Raw genomic sequence first — 14,417 nt, forward strand, 5'->3', positions numbered from 1 at the left:
CATTAATAAAATTTTCATATCGTTTCTTAAAGGTTACTTTTGACCCTTCCTGGCCTGGATTTGCATAAATCATTGCGGCTCCCCCTATCGCGATTTACAGTCATCTATTGTAAAACTACTTTTCTCTTAAATCTTACATCGTCAAGACAATACGCCCATTGATTTTTCCTTGGACCATCTTTTCAAACACTTCATTGATTTGATCGAGCGGAGCGGTTTCAATTTGCGCTTTTACTTTTCCTCTTGCAGCAAAGTCCAGTGCTTCTTTCATATCCATGCGAGTACCAACAATCGATCCTTTTACTGACACGCCATTTAAAACTGTGTCAAAGATCGGAATTGGCAGTTCATCATTTGGAAGACCGACAACAACAAGCGTACCGCCGCGTTTTACAGATTGATAAGCTTGCTCAAACGCTCTTTTTGTTACCGCTACGCTGACAGCTGCCTGAACGCCGCCTACACGGTTTTGAATCGCTTCGACTGGATTTTCTTTCATGCCATTTACTGTTTCATCTGCGCCTAATTCTTTGGCGAGTACCAGCTTCTCATCTGCAATATCTACCGCCACTACGTTAAATCCCATTGCCTTCGCATACTGAAGAGCAATATGGCCCAGACCGCCAATACCATAGATCGCTACCCAGTCTCCCGGCTTAGCTCCTGATACTTTAAGTGCTTTGTATGTGGTTACTCCTGCGCATAAGATAGGGGCCGCTGCCACTGAGTCGAGCTCATCCGGTATCTTCGCCACATAATCTGCTGCAGCCAGACAGTATTCCGCGTAGCCTCCATCAACAGAATAGCCTCCATTCTCTTGATTCGGACAAAGAGTCTCTTGCCCTTTCAAGCAATACTCGCATTCACCGCAAGCAGAATACAGCCAAGGGATCCCTACGCGGTCTCCCACTTTTAAAGTCGTGACCCCTTCACCAACCGCTTCGACTACACCCACTCCTTCATGTCCGGGAATAAGCGGCAGCTTTGGTTTTACCGGCCAGTCACCATGAGCTGCATGCAAATCTGTATGGCACACGCCGCACGCCTCCATTTTTACGAGTGCTTCTCCAGGCCCCGGCTTAGGCTTTGATACAGTTTTCACTTCTAAATCTTGTTTAAATTCATTGACCACAGCAGCTTTCATAACACTTGTCCCTTTGTCCACCTTTTTAACTTCTTCTACGACTGTTTCTTTCATGAAAAATCCCCCTTTGTCTGATTATTCAGTTTTATTGTTGCAAGGAACATGCCAGCTAAAAATCGTTGTTTTTGCCGCTTATTTTATAAAAAAAGCCGTATTTTTGTCTCTTTGGGCCGTTTTTACGGCTATGCTTTGACAAAAAAACGGCTGCTATTATCCTTACTCAAAAGGCTTGGTTAAAGATGAATGTTATTTTTTCCCTAGTGATTATAGCGGGAGCAGCCAGTCCTGGAAAAACCGAACCCACAGAAGCTCATTTACCTCGTGTGGAAAGCATTTGATTGCAGCAAAACTTAACAATCCAGTCTAACTCTAACGGGCCCCATCAAAAAACAGTCCCACCATCGTTATGGCAGAACTGTCTTCTCTTTTGTTACCCTAATTATCCAAAATACTTATCGCAGTCTTCTTCCTCTTTACATTTAATAATCGGCCCTACATCCATTCGAAAATTCCCATCCCAGTCCCATCCAATCAATACTTTGTTGACCCCTGGGTTATTTTTAGTTATGTCTAACTTTTGCCCCTTTATTAACGTCACCCCTATATTAACTCCCTTTCCCTTCAATCATTTAATCAAGTAATGAATGTTACTGTTTGTCTACTTTTTTTAATGCCTCTTCATCAACGACCACTGTTACATTCGGATGTGCCAGCAAAGCCGAGGCCGGAAAGCTCTCGTTCGCTTCCTCTGTCAGCAGTTGAACCATTGCCTCTGCTTTTGATTCTCCTGAAACGAGCAATACAATTTCTTTCGCGCGCATGATTGTTTGAATGCCCATAGTAAGTGCCTGTGTTGGCACCTCAGCTAGACTAGAGAAATAACGGGCATTTGCTTTTCTTGTGGATTCATCAAGCGTTACCACATGAGTGATTGAATGGAAAGGAGTACCTGGTTCATTAAAACCGATATGCCCATTTCCTCCGATACCGAGCATCTGCAAATCAATATCCCCTGCTTCTCTAATTGACTGCTCGTACTGAAGACATTCCTCCTGTAAGTCCTTCGCTTCTCCATTCGGCAAATGGATATTTTCCTCCGGTATATCAATATGATCAAACAATTGGTGCTTCATATACGTATAGTAGCTATTTCGGTCTGTCCGTGGCAGACCGGCATATTCATCAAGGTTAAATGTTGTAATATGTTTATAGCTTGTTCCGGCTGTACGATGATCAGCCACTAATCGCTCATACATTCCTTCAGGGGTTCCTCCTGTAGCAAGCCCTAATACCATTTGCGGATTTTGTTTTACTTTTTTTAATACAATCCTGGCAGCTGTTTCACTTAGTTCTCGGTAATCTTTTACTTTGATTATGTTCATAACATGGTACTCCTTTAAAAATATAAAAATAAAACGATGGCTCTATACATCGTTTTATTTATTTTTACCATATCCCTGACAAATAAGCTATCGCTTCAGCGCCTTTTTAACTTAATACATCACCCTTCAACTATAAAAGGTAGATAAACCGCTTCTCTCACCGAGTATAAAATTGCATTATTTTGCTTTGATATTCTCTAAAGCATTGGCCGCGCAAACTAACAATAGCGATGGGAGCGAGGAAATCGTCGCATCCCGGAGGAGCTTAATCAGGCATAGTCAAAGAGCCTGCTGTGATAAATGTCTCCACAACAGGCTCTTTCACACCATTGTATATAACTTACGCTCCGTAAATAATAATTTCAGCCTTGCCATTTTGTGCCGTAATCTCCGCTTGTCCACCAATTGGCAATGTAGCCATTGGGTCTGTATGACCAAAACTAACATTCAGCAATACAGGAATTCCAGCAAGTTCCGGCTTATTTTTCAGCAGCGAAATGAGGGCAGATTCGGTCACATCGGACTCTTTTTGAAAACGCCCAATCAACACAGCTTTCAATTCCTTCGCTTCAGGTAAATGAAGGATTGACTGCAGATCGCGGTCAAACTTCATTAAATGAGTTTCATTATCATCTTCAATAAACAATACTGCTCCTTTTAAAGAAGGCATAAACTCTGTTCCTTGCAGCAAATTCAACGTGCAAAGATTACCGCCAATTAGCCGTCCCTCTGCTCGCCCTTCTGTGATAATAACAGGTCCTTCATTTGGATAATATGTACGGTCTTCTTGTTCCAAGTACCATTTATCGTCACTCCATGTTTCAGGAGTTTCTAATTCGAAGGGCGCATCATTCGTTAAAGCAGTCAGCATGCCTTGAATGGTGTAATCTGCCATATACTTCATGCCAAACGTAGAAAAATGGGGTCCAGAATAGGTAATTAAACCGGTTTTTCTATAGATGGCCAGCTGAAGTGCTGTAATATCGCTATACCCGATGAGGATTTTAGGATTGTTTCTAATGAGCTCATAATCAATGTGGGCAAGGAGTTGGTTCGCATTGTATCCTCCGATTGCCGTAAAAATCGCTTTTACGGCCGGATCGCGAAATGCTTCATGCAAGTCTTCTATTCTATTTTCAACCGATGTAGAAAATACAAGGTCATGCTCATCAACATGGCGGCCAAAGGTAACGCGAAAACCTAATTGTTCGAGTCGTTCTTTGGCCAGCTCTACCTGCTTTCCTTTTACAATCGCCATGCTCATTGATGGAGCAATCACCCGAATTTCATCTCCGGGCTGTAAACGCGGTGGCTGCATTTTTCTTCCCTCCATATTTGTTGCCATGTTCTTTTTTACTCAGTTATCAAGCCAAGTGCCGCTTCACAGCAAGCTTGATCTTGCTCGGTCGAACCGCCGCTTACTCCAATTCCGCCTGCTAGATCTTCTCCACAACGTACAGGATAGCCGCCGCCGAACACGGTAAGCCGCTTTGTATGAACAATACCGGTTTTTAAAGACGGCTTGTCTTTAATTACATCATACCATTCATGCGTAGGCCGGCCAAATGCAGCAGCTGTATAGGCTTTATCCTGGGCGATTTCAATACTTAATAGCGGCGCCCGATCCATTCTAGAAAAAGCTAATAAATTGCCTCCTGCATCCATAATCGCTACGTTAATAGCAATGCCAAGCTCTCTTGCTTTTTCCTTGGCGGCCTCCACCATCCGCTCAGCCAGATCGCTCGAAATTGTTTTTTGTTCAATAAACATTCCCATATCTTCCATCCCCTTTCCCTATCAATAAAAAATTAAGAAAAGACGGCACATTGGCCGCCTTTTACCTACTATGTACGTTTTCCTTGTACATTTCCTGCATTCTTTCTTTAATTATGTGCATAACTTTTTCAACCTTACTGTCATCCCGATAAGCTTCTTCATAAGCTTCCTGCATGAGCAACAATAACTGTTTCTGTTCTTGCACTTTCATCCTTCTTTTACCTCGATTGTCCAATAGATTTCTTTCTCATAAAACAAATTTATCATACTATAAAATTGCTAATCTTCCAAGAGAAAAGCAAATTATTTCCTTTTGTGTAACAATTGCAGCAGGAGGAGCTGAACAGTCCATCTGTTCAGCTCCTCCTTGCCGTAATGAAAATTGTGATGTTTATCGCTTTACGAACATCTGAGTGTAATAAATTCCATAATCGCCGCCCTTGGCAATCCCAATTCCCATTTCTTTGTAATTGGGATTTAAAATGTTGGCGCGATGGCCGGGACTGTTCATCCAGCCTTCCATAACGGCTTCTGCTGTACTGTAACCAGCAGCAATATTTTCCCCGGCAAATGTGTAGTTAATGCTGAATTGATCCATCATTTCGAATGGACTTCCATATGTGGGAGAAGTATGGTCAAAATAGTTGTTTTTCACCATGTCTTCTGATTTTAGCTGGGCTACCTTCGCCACATCATTGGCATACTGCAACGATCCTACTCCTGCTTTCGCTCGTTCTTGGTTGACAAGCCCTAAAATTTGCTTTGCGATTTCAGAATGAGTACCCGTAACTGACTGATGATCGAGCGGCTGCGGATTCGTCAGTTCCTCATTTTGATCATTCGGCTGATGATGCTTCAGAACATTACTAATAAAGACAGCAAGCTGTCCTCTCGTTACTTTCCCGTCCGGTGAGAAGGTAGTAGCTGATGTTCCAGAAGTAATTCCTGCTCCTGCAAGAGTTCCAATATACTCAGCTGCCCAATGGCCCTCCGGCACATCGGTAAAATTCGGACCTTTAGCCCTAGGTAAATTAAATGCTGTTACCATAATTTTTGCTAACTCTGCTCTTGTAAGCGTGCGATTTGGATAGAAGCTCTCTGATTTAGAAAATACGCCCCGTTGTGTGAGAGCAGTAATATAAGGATAAGCAGCTGTTCCAGAAGGTGAAATATCCTGAAAACTTGTTGTGCTGGATTGTCCTGGCTTAATCTGAAGCGCCCGTCCAATGAAAATGGCACTCTGTGCCCGAGTTACCGGTTCACCTGCTCGAAAGGTCCCATCTTTGAATCCAGTGATGATTCCCTCATTAGCCATTTTTTCGATTTGCGGGTATGCCCAATATCCGCTGGGAATATCACTAAAAGGATTGGCTGCATCTGCAGGAGATGCCCAAATACTGCCCGAAAGAATCAATGCGGCGGCGGCTGTTCCCATTTTTTTTGATAGTTTCATAAGTTTACACCTCTGCTAAATAAGTGATTTGCTTTTCATCCGGCCTATTATATCAATTTCTCCCGTTCATCTCATCGCCTGATTGACCTATTATCCATATTAAAAAAGTACGTTATAAAACTACTTTTCTCTTAATAAAAACAAAATAAACATAGAATTTTTTCATTTGACATGTTGTTGACACATTCATCCCTTACATTAAAATTATCAAATCGTTATTGAAGTCTTTCTGTACATAGGAGGAATAGATAGATGAAAAAGAGAACGATGTCGTACGTGATGAGCGGTGCGCTCTCAATTGGGATTTTAGGATCGGCTCCTTCCATGACAGCAGCAGGCCCTGCCACAACAAATGCGGAAGTGACGTCTTATAAATATCGGGACGGCCAGCAGATTAAGCCGATCAGAGATTTTTCTGATGTCATTCGTGAACAGGCGCAAACATTCGGGATCAACGTTGAAGATAAAGATATAGAAACACTTGCTAAGGAAGTAAGGGAAGAAAAAATAAAACAGCAGGCTGCTGCGCTAGGCATTGATACGTCGAATAAAGACGTTCAAACCCTTAAGAGCGAAGTTCGCATAGCTCAGCTATCGTTACATGAAAAGCGCTAAATGAGATTCTTTCTTTAAGCTGTCAATTTGGCAGCTTATTTGCTTTTTAATTATAATGATTAAAAATGTAAGCTATTTGTTTAACGAACATACACCAGTAATCAAATGAGCTGAGGTGAAGTGAGATGACTGCTTCTGTACTGCTTGCAGAGGATGAATTGGCTATCAGCCAAGTATTAAAAGCTTATCTAGTCAAGGCCGGCTTTCATGTGATCCAAGCTTTCGACGGACGACAAGCGATTGATTTATTCTATTCCGAGCCGCCTGATCTTGTGCTGTTAGATGTCATGATGCCCAAGGCAGACGGCTGGACCGTTCTTAAAGAGATTCGTCAAACAAGTGCCTGTCCAATCATTATGCTGACAGCTCTTGGGGATGTAACCTATCGGCTAGATGGATTAAATAATGGTGCAGATGATTATATTACAAAGCCATTCAATGGAGAAGAAGTGGTAGCTCGAGTGCGGGCGGTTCTGAGACGATCAATCAACGAACCCCTGACTTCGACTCTCAAGCATTATGGCAGCTTAACCATTGATAGTGCGGCCCATCGAGTCACATTAAAAGGAATTGATTTATCATTAACACCACGTGATTTATCGGTCTTGCTGTTTCTTGCCTCCCAGCCAAATCGAACCTTTACACGGGAACAGCTGATCGAGCATGTGTGGGGACATGATTATGACGGCAGTGATCGCGCTGTGGACTTGTCGATCAAAAGACTCCGCAAAGCCTTAAAAAATTGGCCGGAGACAGAAGGAGAAATTAAAACCTTACGGGGATTGGGGTATCAATTTTGTGTTCATGAAAACAACTAGAAGAGTTTCTTTGCTGCGTTATTGGACAACGCGTTATGTTGCTGCTCTTTGCCTCGGTCTTTTAATTGCCGCCATGCTTACAGTTATTTGGCTGCAGCATACGATGCTTAACAATCGGCTGGAAGTGTCAGAATTTATTGCAGAGGAGTTAGCAAACCGAATTGCCGGCAGCCAAGAGGAAAAAAGTGTCTCTCCCACTATTGATGAAGACATGTTGAAGAGCCGGGAGCTCTTTTTGCAATCTGAACATCCGCCAGCTATCTATATTACAGACCCAAAAGGACGAGTACTCTCGGCTAATCAGCAAACCTCCGGCATTAAAACAAGTTCCTTTGCAGCTTCTCTATTGGAAAAGAAAGGAGACGTGTTGAAACTTTCTCCTGAATTGGCTAATGGCTCACGTACATGGATGATTAAAAAGCCGATTAAGGTAGATGACATTATATTCGGTTGGGTCGTCATGCTGCAGCCAGAGAATGAACTGGAAAATGTGACAGAGGAATACCGTCTTCTCACCGGTCTGATTATCAGTCTTGGCTTGTTTGGCTGGGCTGCCATTTATATTCTCTCTCGCCGGCTCGCTACTCCAATCAGCCAGGTGGCAAAAGCGGCAAAACAAATTCAGGAGGGAAACTACCAAGTTCGCCTGCCGGAACAAATTAAAGAACAGGAGGTATACGATCTCGTTCACTCATTTAAGGAGATGGCCCAAAAGCTTCAGCAGCTAGAATCCTTGCGTGCTGAACTGCTGGCCGGTGTTACCCATGAGCTAAAAACACCTGTCACTTCAATCAGCGGACTCCTACAAGCTGTAAAAGATGAAGTGGTGACAGGCGAAGAAGCACAAAACTTCATTGATATCTCCTTAAAAGAGACAACGAAAATGCAAAAAATGGTCAATGATTTGCTTGATTTCAATTCATTTTCAGCAAAAGCCCTGCCTGTGGCAGTGGAAAAGCATTCAGTAAATGAGCTGATTTCTGAAATCGTTCATCAATGGCACTTGGGCCAGGAGACCGAGGAAATTACAGTGTCACTGTCTCCCCTGCCACATGATCGATATATTTCAACGGATGCCGTTCGGCTTCAGCAAATCATCGTTAACTTATTAAATAATGCGCGCCATGCTGTAGATTCGGATGGGAAAATTGAAGTTATATTATCAGAACAAGAAGGCGGCCTTCTCTCTATTGAAGTGAAGGACAATGGCAGCGGCATTCCTCTAGCTGAACAGCCATTGATCTTCGAGCGCTTTTATCGCGGCGAACAAAAAAAATACAAAGTGCGCGGTTTGGGGCTTGGCCTTCCTTACAGTAAACTGCTAGCCCAAGCATTAAAAGGTGACCTCCTGTTAAAAGAGAGTTCACCTGCAGGAACGACTTTTCGAATTTCCCTGCCGTTATCAGAAGAATCGTTTGGCAAGTCCTCCTTTGGCTAATAAAACAGTAAATCCAGATTGTAAAGGCTGACTCTTTTTTCGAGTCAGCCTTTTTTGTTATACTTCCGGTTCAAATGTCTTACAATCAGTCTCTTTTGTGTTAGTGGCCTGATTCCCTTTATGGCTAACCACATAAATTCGATCTGCTGTACATTCGTTTCCTTTCGCCCAATAAGTACAGTTGTTTACTTCACAAAGTACGTCTTTCGCCAATGTTCACACCCCCTTCCTTATATATTTAGCAAAAAGGATAAGCTCATTCCCTCCTTATTTTGGTCTTGCTCTCTGATCCGAATCAAAAAAGGCTTGCCATTGGTGGCAAGCCTTTTTTGAAAAGTATCTTTACTCTCTCTTAAATGTTTGGCAATCTGTTTCTTCTACATTGGATGCTCGATGGCCCCGGTGACTGGTCACAAGAATTTCATTAGCAGAGCATCGATTGCCTTCTTCCCAATAAACACAGTTGTTCACTTCACAGAGTACGCCCTCTAATACATCTTTATTCAAAGTAGTTTCCTCCTTTTAAATAGTTGATTTATTGTGGGTCGTGTGGCGGAGTGCTGTGCATATACGGGGGAGCTGGCGCTAGCATCGGTTTTTCCCCGTAGATGACCGGCATTTCCTCATATTCGAATTTTTTTCCGTCCGGTGCGGTTCCTTCAGCCCAGCTGCCTTTTACACTGTCTTCCCCTTCTGAAAAGTTGTACAGTTTATGTGAAAACTCTGTTGCTTCATATTCAGCAGGCACAGTAGAAGGAACGATGACTCCTTCTTTCTCCTCTAATTCTTTAATGGCTGCAATCCATTGATTTTGATGCATGGTATCACGTGCCAGCAGGAATGATAACATATCCTTAACACCGCGGTCATCTGTCATTTCATACAGACGAGCCACCTGCAATCTTCCCTGAGACTCGGCGTTTAAATTCGCACGGAAATCCGCTAATAAGTTGCCACTTGCTACGATATATCCAGCATTCCAAGGAACACCGGTACTGCTTTCCGGCGTGGCACCCAGTCCAGATACGATAGCGTGATGCGGATTCATCCCACCCATAATCGCACCAATAACCGGATCTTTAGCTGCATTTTCCTGCTCATTCACCGGCGCCTTATCAAGCAGGCGTGCAATCATGGTGGCAATCATTTCCACATGGCCAATTTCTTCTGTTCCTGTATCTAAAATGAGGTCTTTATACTTCTCGTTCCCTCTCGTATTCCATCCTTGAAATAAATATTGCATAGCAACTGAAATTTCGCCGAACTGCCCGCCAAGAATTTCTTGCAATTGTTTGGCGTACACCGGATCCGGCTTATCTGGTTTTGCGTGGAATTGAAGTTCTTTCTTATGGAAAAACATAAACTACCACCTTTGCTATTTTATTTGAATCACCGGTTGTAACCGGCTTTATGAAGATAGTATGTTATTCCACGTTTGGCTTTTTTTAAACAAAAATAACCTCCGGCAAGCCGGAGGTTAAAATTAAATCACTTATTTTAATGCTGATTGTACTTCCTTCACCATGGCAGAAACAGACTCTAATCCACCGCCAGATAAGTACCAGTAACCAGGATCTAGATAAACAATGTGGCCATCTTTATAAGCCTTCGTATTTTTCACTAAATCATTTTCGATCACTTGCTTAGCGGATGATCCGCCTCCTTCAGCAACAACAGCGCCGCGGTCAACTACGAATAAGTAGTCAGGGTTTTTCTCTACAATGTACTCAAAAGAAATGCTTTGACCGTGAGTAGATACTTCAATATTTTTATCAACCGGAGTTACACCGAATACGTCGTGAATGATACCGAAACGGGAACCTGGTCCATATGCACTCACTTTGCCATCGTTAGCCAATACGACTAAAGCGTTTTTCTTATCTTTTGAAGCTTGCTCTTTCAGCTTGCTAATTTCATCTTCTACTTTCGTCAATTCTGTTTTTACTTCCTCTTCTTTATCGAAAACTTCACCTAATGTTGTGGCATTTTTCTTAAATGAGTTCATAAAGTCAGCTGGGTCAACAGCTAAATAAATAGTTGGAGCGATTTCAGCAAATTGATCATACAATTCAGCTTGACGGCCAGAAATAATGATCAAGTCAGGAGACAATTCGTTTACTTTTTCAAAGTCTGGTTCTTTTAAGCTTCCAACATTCTCGTACTTATCCTCTTCATACTTAGACAAATATTTAGGAATATTTTCTTTAGGAAGCCCCGTTACTTCTACACCAAGCTTATCAAGTGTATCCAGGGAACCGAAATCAAAGACAACTACTTTTTCTGGGTTTTTCTTTACTTTCGTTTCACCAAGCTCATGCTTAACTGTTACCTCTTCTGTTTCTTTTTTCGGCTCACTGCTGCTCTTTTCTTTGTCCTCATTTGATCCGCAAGCAGCCATAATAGCGACTAGCATCGCTGTGATCATAAGTAATGATAGCTTTTTCCACATAATCTCTCTTCTCCTCTGCCTTTACTTAAAATATACACAAATTTTTTCGTTATTCACTGTTTCAATTTTCATATCAATTTCATAAATGTTGCGTAACACATTCCGCTCCATCATTTCATTCACTGTGCCTTCTTTAACGACTTTGCCGTCTTTTAAGGCTACGATATAATCGGAATAACAGGAAGCAAAGTTAATATCATGGATGACGATAACAACCGTTTTTCCTAGTTCATTTACTAGTCGCCGCAATACTTTCATAATTTGCACAGAATGCTTCATATCGAGGTTATTAAGCGGCTCATCTAATAAAACATATTCTGTATCCTGAGCGATAACCATCGCGATGAACGCCCGCTGACGCTGACCGCCGCTCAATTGGTCAATATATTTATCTTGCATATCTTCGAGCTCCATATAGCGAATTGCTTCGTCTACATGCTTCCAATCCTCTCTCGACAAATTGCCTTGTGAGTAGGGAAAGCGACCGAAGGAAACAAGCTCACGAATCGTCAATCGAAGATTTAAATGATTCGTTTGCTTTAAAATTGCCACTTTTTTCGCTAATTCTTTGCTCTTTGCCTGGTTTACGCTTTCACCATCAATCAATATTTCGCCTTCATCCTTCGTAATAAGCCGGCTAATCATCGACAGTAATGTACTCTTTCCTGCACCGTTTGGTCCGATGAAAGAAGTAATTCTTCCTTTTGGAATCGAGACGGAGACTTGATCAATGACAGCTTTGCTTCCATATCGTTTCGATACACCTTTAACTTCTACCATTTTTTATTCTCCTTTAACAGTAAGTAAATAAAGTACACACCGCCAACAAAGTTAATAATAACGCTCAATGTCGTGCTGAAAGTGAATACTCGTTCCACAATCAACTGACCGCCCACGAGAGCAATAATACTAATTAGGATAGAACCAGCTAATAAGTAGGAATGCCTGAACGTGCGGAACATCTCGTAAGTAACATTGACAACGAGCAGACCTAAAAATGTAATCGGGCCAACTAGCGCAGTGGATACTGAAATTAGAATGGCAACGACGACTAACAGCCGTTTGACTGTATAATCATAGTCCACTCCCAGATTGATAGCATGTTCTTTTCCAAGCGCCAGAACATCCAAATACTTCATAAAGCGAATAAAATAAAGGGATGTCAAGACAAGGACAATGACAGCGAGTGTTAAAACATCCGTCTGAACATTATTAAAGCTTGCGAACATTCTATCTTGAATAATCTGGAATTCGTTCGGGTCAATCAGTACCTGCATGAAAGAGGTGAAACTTTGAAAAAACGTTCCAAATATTAAACCAACTAATAAAAGGAAATAAATATTTTCTCCTTCACGTTTAAATAAAACTTTGTAAAGAATACCGGCAAAGAACACCATTAGGATAACAGAGACAACAAAGTTGACTTGTTTGTTCATCCATGTTAAATCGGTGGAACCGAACGCAAAGATCAGAACGGTCTGAATCAGCATATAAAGCGAGTCTAAGCCCAAAATGCTTGGCGTTAAAATACGGTTATTTGTGATCGTTTGGAAAATTAATGTAGAAAATGCGATAGCTGCTCCGGTCAGAACAATCGCAAAGATTTTTAGTCCTCTTTTCGGCAAAGCATAATCCCAATTGTTTCCGAGACCGGTAAACATAAAAACAACAATCAACAGGACAGCGGCCGCCGACAGGATAAGTAACTTTTTCTTATCACTCATAAGCCTTTCTCCTCATCAGCAAATATAAAAAGATGCCGCTTCCAATGACACCGACAGTCAACCCAATTGGAATTTCGTACGGATAAATGATCACCCGGCCGATAATGTCACAAAACAGGACGAAAACAGCTCCAAGTAACGCTGTGTGTGACAAACTCTTCTTTAAATGGTCTCCCCTATAAATCGATACGATATTAGGAATAATTAGGCCTAAAAACGGGATCATGCCGACGGTTAAAACAACCAGAGTTGCAGATAAAGCAACAATTACGAGCCCGATATTAACGACACGCTTATAATTCAAGCCGAGATTCATGGCAAAATCTTCTCCCATGCCAGCCAGTGTGAAGCGTTCCGCATATATGTAAGCAATAATTAAAAGCGGGATACTAATATAAAGAAGTTCGTAGCGTCCTGAGATGACCATTGAGAAATCCCCTTGCAGCCAGGCAGCCATATTCTGTATTAAGTCGTATTTATAAGCGAAGAAAGTAGAAATCGACGTTAAAATATTCCCGAACATTAACCCGACAAGCGGGATGAAAATCGTGTCTTTAAATTTAATTTTATCGAGGATTTTCATAAACAGAAATGTGCCAGCCAGTGCAAAAATGAAAGCAACAATCATTTTCTCAATCGGACTTGCGGCTGTAAATAAAATAAGTGAAATTAAAATTCCAAGTCGTGCAGCATCTAATGTTCCTGCAGTGGTTGGTGAAACAAATTTGTTTCTGCTCAGCTGCTGCATGATCAAACCGCTAATGCTTAAACTCACTCCAGCGATGATAATACTTACAAGCCGCGGAATCCGGCTTTTCCAAACAATTTGCGCCTGGTCATCTGTTAAATTAAACAATTGTAGCGGAGAAATGTGTGTGACTCCGATAAATATAGAAAGAATCGATAGAATGATCAGCGCAATCACTAAATATCTCTTTTTCATAACCATGTCCCTTATCTTACTGCCGCAACAGAAATTTTTAAGCTATCAGCTAAATGGATGACGATAATGAAATTCATTATCAACAAATAACGAAAAAATAATCTTCACCGGATGAAGAAGCTTATTTAAACAAGCATATAATTGAGCGCACTCATTTATATCATCGTTTTTAAATCGCGTTAAACTTACTCGTATCTTGTTCAATGCTTCAGGTACAAGTAACTCCCCAACTCTTTTTATCTACTAAATAGTCTATCTAGCAGTCCTTGCTGCCATTAGTTAAATAGATTAACTTGTTGCTGGGATAGGCCTGATGTTCAATAAAACCATGTTTAAGCACATTGTCAGTTAGAGATGGGGCCTTCACAGCCTATAGACTAACGCTTCCTCCAGAAGATACTTATTCTTCCTCACCCAAACATACTTTTCTTTGACAGCTCTTCGCTTCATATTTTACAAAACTATACTTGCTTATGCAAGAATCCGTTGTAAAGTTAGCATTATTTTCGGAATAAATGGTCAATTTGTGAACGCTCTTTTCATCCCTCAATGCCTATTATCGCAAATACACTTGCTCCCCTTTCACGCTTGTATTGATACTCATTCTCACTAACAATGATAGATGATAATGCTTCTCATTGTCAATAGCTAATTAACATATTTCCCAGTAAAAGA

General features: G+C 41.5%; 17 protein-coding genes. 3 read left to right on the forward strand and 14 right to left on the reverse strand.

Features of this window, described 5'->3' with window-relative positions:
- Positions 1-133 precede the first annotated feature (133 nt).
- The 7 genes from adhP to ACH0BF_RS11535 all read right to left on the reverse strand — a co-directional run bounded on the left by adhP (position 134) and on the right by ACH0BF_RS11535 (position 5,755).
- Positions 134-1,144, reverse strand: coding sequence for an alcohol dehydrogenase AdhP (gene adhP, locus ACH0BF_RS11505; protein WP_340856338.1), 1,011 nt, complete (start codon positions 1,142-1,144; stop codon positions 134-136).
- Positions 1,145-1,583: 439 nt separating this feature from the next.
- On the reverse strand, positions 1,584-1,742 hold the full coding sequence (locus ACH0BF_RS11510; protein WP_340852499.1) for a hypothetical protein: 159 nt from the start codon (positions 1,740-1,742) through the stop codon (positions 1,584-1,586).
- A 49-nt stretch (positions 1,743-1,791) separates the two neighbouring features.
- The gene (gene nagB, locus ACH0BF_RS11515; RefSeq protein WP_340852498.1) at positions 1,792-2,526 is read right to left on the reverse strand and encodes a glucosamine-6-phosphate deaminase; all 735 of its coding nucleotides are present in this window, start codon (positions 2,524-2,526) and stop codon (positions 1,792-1,794) included.
- 340 nt (positions 2,527-2,866) lie between these two features.
- Positions 2,867-3,844 carry a S66 family peptidase gene (locus tag ACH0BF_RS11520; RefSeq protein ID WP_340852495.1) on the reverse strand — a complete coding sequence of 326 codons (978 nt, stop codon included), beginning with the start codon at positions 3,842-3,844 and terminating at the stop codon, positions 2,867-2,869.
- A 35-nt stretch (positions 3,845-3,879) separates the two neighbouring features.
- Entirely contained in the window at positions 3,880-4,302 is a 423-nt protein-coding gene (locus tag ACH0BF_RS11525; RefSeq protein ID WP_182917016.1) for a GlcG/HbpS family heme-binding protein, read from the reverse strand.
- 61 nt (positions 4,303-4,363) lie between these two features.
- A complete protein-coding gene (locus ACH0BF_RS11530; protein ID WP_182917017.1) occupies positions 4,364-4,513 on the reverse strand; it encodes a hypothetical protein in 150 nt (49 codons plus the stop codon).
- Positions 4,514-4,693: 180 nt separating this feature from the next.
- Positions 4,694-5,755 carry an S-layer homology domain-containing protein gene (locus ACH0BF_RS11535; protein ID WP_340852493.1) on the reverse strand — a complete coding sequence of 354 codons (1,062 nt, stop codon included), beginning with the start codon at positions 5,753-5,755 and terminating at the stop codon, positions 4,694-4,696.
- A 252-nt stretch (positions 5,756-6,007) separates the two neighbouring features.
- Between ACH0BF_RS11535 and ACH0BF_RS11540 the strand changes: the two genes are divergently transcribed.
- From ACH0BF_RS11540 to ACH0BF_RS11550, 3 genes are all read left to right on the forward strand, one after another.
- On the forward strand, positions 6,008-6,370 hold the full coding sequence (locus tag ACH0BF_RS11540) for a hypothetical protein (RefSeq protein ID WP_120034530.1): 363 nt from the start codon (positions 6,008-6,010) through the stop codon (positions 6,368-6,370).
- Positions 6,371-6,495: 125 nt separating this feature from the next.
- On the forward strand, positions 6,496-7,188 hold the full coding sequence (locus ACH0BF_RS11545) for a response regulator transcription factor (RefSeq protein WP_340852489.1): 693 nt from the start codon (positions 6,496-6,498) through the stop codon (positions 7,186-7,188).
- Positions 7,175-8,626 (forward strand): HAMP domain-containing sensor histidine kinase, encoded by a 1,452-nt coding sequence (locus tag ACH0BF_RS11550; protein ID WP_340856336.1) that lies wholly within the window; start codon positions 7,175-7,177, stop codon positions 8,624-8,626. The genes ACH0BF_RS11545 and ACH0BF_RS11550 overlap by 14 nt, the downstream gene beginning before the upstream one ends.
- A 57-nt stretch (positions 8,627-8,683) precedes the next feature.
- Here ACH0BF_RS11550 and ACH0BF_RS11555 read toward each other — a convergent pair whose 3' ends face one another.
- The 7 genes from ACH0BF_RS11555 to ACH0BF_RS11585 all read right to left on the reverse strand — a co-directional run bounded on the left by ACH0BF_RS11555 (position 8,684) and on the right by ACH0BF_RS11585 (position 13,742).
- Complete coding sequence (locus tag ACH0BF_RS11555; RefSeq protein ID WP_120034534.1) at positions 8,684-8,839, reverse strand: DUF1540 domain-containing protein; 156 nt, start codon at positions 8,837-8,839, stop codon at positions 8,684-8,686.
- Between the two features lie 129 nt (positions 8,840-8,968).
- Positions 8,969-9,133, reverse strand: a complete 165-nt coding sequence (locus tag ACH0BF_RS11560) for a DUF1540 domain-containing protein (protein WP_120034536.1) — start codon at positions 9,131-9,133, stop codon at positions 8,969-8,971.
- 28 nt (positions 9,134-9,161) lie between these two features.
- Positions 9,162-9,986 (reverse strand): manganese catalase, encoded by an 825-nt coding sequence (locus ACH0BF_RS11565; protein WP_120034538.1) that lies wholly within the window; start codon positions 9,984-9,986, stop codon positions 9,162-9,164.
- Positions 9,987-10,118: 132 nt separating this feature from the next.
- On the reverse strand, positions 10,119-11,075 hold the full coding sequence (locus ACH0BF_RS11570) for a siderophore ABC transporter substrate-binding protein (RefSeq protein ID WP_340852486.1): 957 nt from the start codon (positions 11,073-11,075) through the stop codon (positions 10,119-10,121).
- 21 nt (positions 11,076-11,096) lie between these two features.
- Positions 11,097-11,855: an iron ABC transporter ATP-binding protein gene (locus tag ACH0BF_RS11575; protein WP_120034542.1), complete on the reverse strand. Its 759-nt coding sequence runs from the start codon at positions 11,853-11,855 to the stop codon at positions 11,097-11,099.
- Positions 11,849-12,799: an iron chelate uptake ABC transporter family permease subunit gene (locus ACH0BF_RS11580; protein ID WP_120034544.1), complete on the reverse strand. Its 951-nt coding sequence runs from the start codon at positions 12,797-12,799 to the stop codon at positions 11,849-11,851. Before ACH0BF_RS11580 ends, ACH0BF_RS11575 begins: the two co-directional genes overlap by 7 nt.
- Complete coding sequence (locus ACH0BF_RS11585) at positions 12,792-13,742, reverse strand: ABC transporter permease (protein WP_120034546.1); 951 nt, start codon at positions 13,740-13,742, stop codon at positions 12,792-12,794. Before ACH0BF_RS11585 ends, ACH0BF_RS11580 begins: the two co-directional genes overlap by 8 nt.
- Positions 13,743-14,417 lie beyond the last annotated feature (675 nt).

Origin of the sequence: Pseudobacillus sp. 179-B 2D1 NHS, assembly GCF_045370945.1 — a bacterium.
In the GTDB taxonomy this organism is placed as follows: Bacteria; Bacillota; Bacilli; order Bacillales; family Domibacillaceae; genus Pseudobacillus.

What these genes read in the sequence shown, in the direction of transcription:
- ACH0BF_RS11570 (WP_340852486.1), bottom strand. Translation starts at nt 11,075, where the DNA reads ATGTGGAAAAAGCTATCATTACTTATGATCACAGCGATGCTAGTCGCT.
- ACH0BF_RS11585 (WP_120034546.1), bottom strand. Translation starts at nt 13,742, where the DNA reads ATGAAAAAGAGATATTTAGTGATTGCGCTGATCATTCTATCGATTCTT.
- ACH0BF_RS11540 (WP_120034530.1), top strand. Translation starts at nt 6,008, where the DNA reads ATGAAAAAGAGAACGATGTCGTACGTGATGAGCGGTGCGCTCTCAATT.
- nagB (WP_340852498.1), bottom strand. Translation starts at nt 2,526, where the DNA reads ATGAACATAATCAAAGTAAAAGATTACCGAGAACTAAGTGAAACAGCT.
- ACH0BF_RS11580 (WP_120034544.1), bottom strand. Translation starts at nt 12,799, where the DNA reads ATGAGTGATAAGAAAAAGTTACTTATCCTGTCGGCGGCCGCTGTCCTG.
- ACH0BF_RS11575 (WP_120034542.1), bottom strand. Translation starts at nt 11,855, where the DNA reads ATGGTAGAAGTTAAAGGTGTATCGAAACGATATGGAAGCAAAGCTGTC.
- ACH0BF_RS11535 (WP_340852493.1), bottom strand. Translation starts at nt 5,755, where the DNA reads ATGAAACTATCAAAAAAAATGGGAACAGCCGCCGCCGCATTGATTCTT.
- ACH0BF_RS11565 (WP_120034538.1), bottom strand. Translation starts at nt 9,986, where the DNA reads ATGTTTTTCCATAAGAAAGAACTTCAATTCCACGCAAAACCAGATAAG.
- ACH0BF_RS11525 (WP_182917016.1), bottom strand. Translation starts at nt 4,302, where the DNA reads ATGGGAATGTTTATTGAACAAAAAACAATTTCGAGCGATCTGGCTGAG.
- ACH0BF_RS11520 (WP_340852495.1), bottom strand. Translation starts at nt 3,844, where the DNA reads ATGCAGCCACCGCGTTTACAGCCCGGAGATGAAATTCGGGTGATTGCT.
- ACH0BF_RS11550 (WP_340856336.1), top strand. Translation starts at nt 7,175, where the DNA reads ATGAAAACAACTAGAAGAGTTTCTTTGCTGCGTTATTGGACAACGCGT.
- ACH0BF_RS11545 (WP_340852489.1), top strand. Translation starts at nt 6,496, where the DNA reads ATGACTGCTTCTGTACTGCTTGCAGAGGATGAATTGGCTATCAGCCAA.
- ACH0BF_RS11530 (WP_182917017.1), bottom strand. Translation starts at nt 4,513, where the DNA reads ATGAAAGTGCAAGAACAGAAACAGTTATTGTTGCTCATGCAGGAAGCT.
- adhP (WP_340856338.1), bottom strand. Translation starts at nt 1,144, where the DNA reads ATGAAAGCTGCTGTGGTCAATGAATTTAAACAAGATTTAGAAGTGAAA.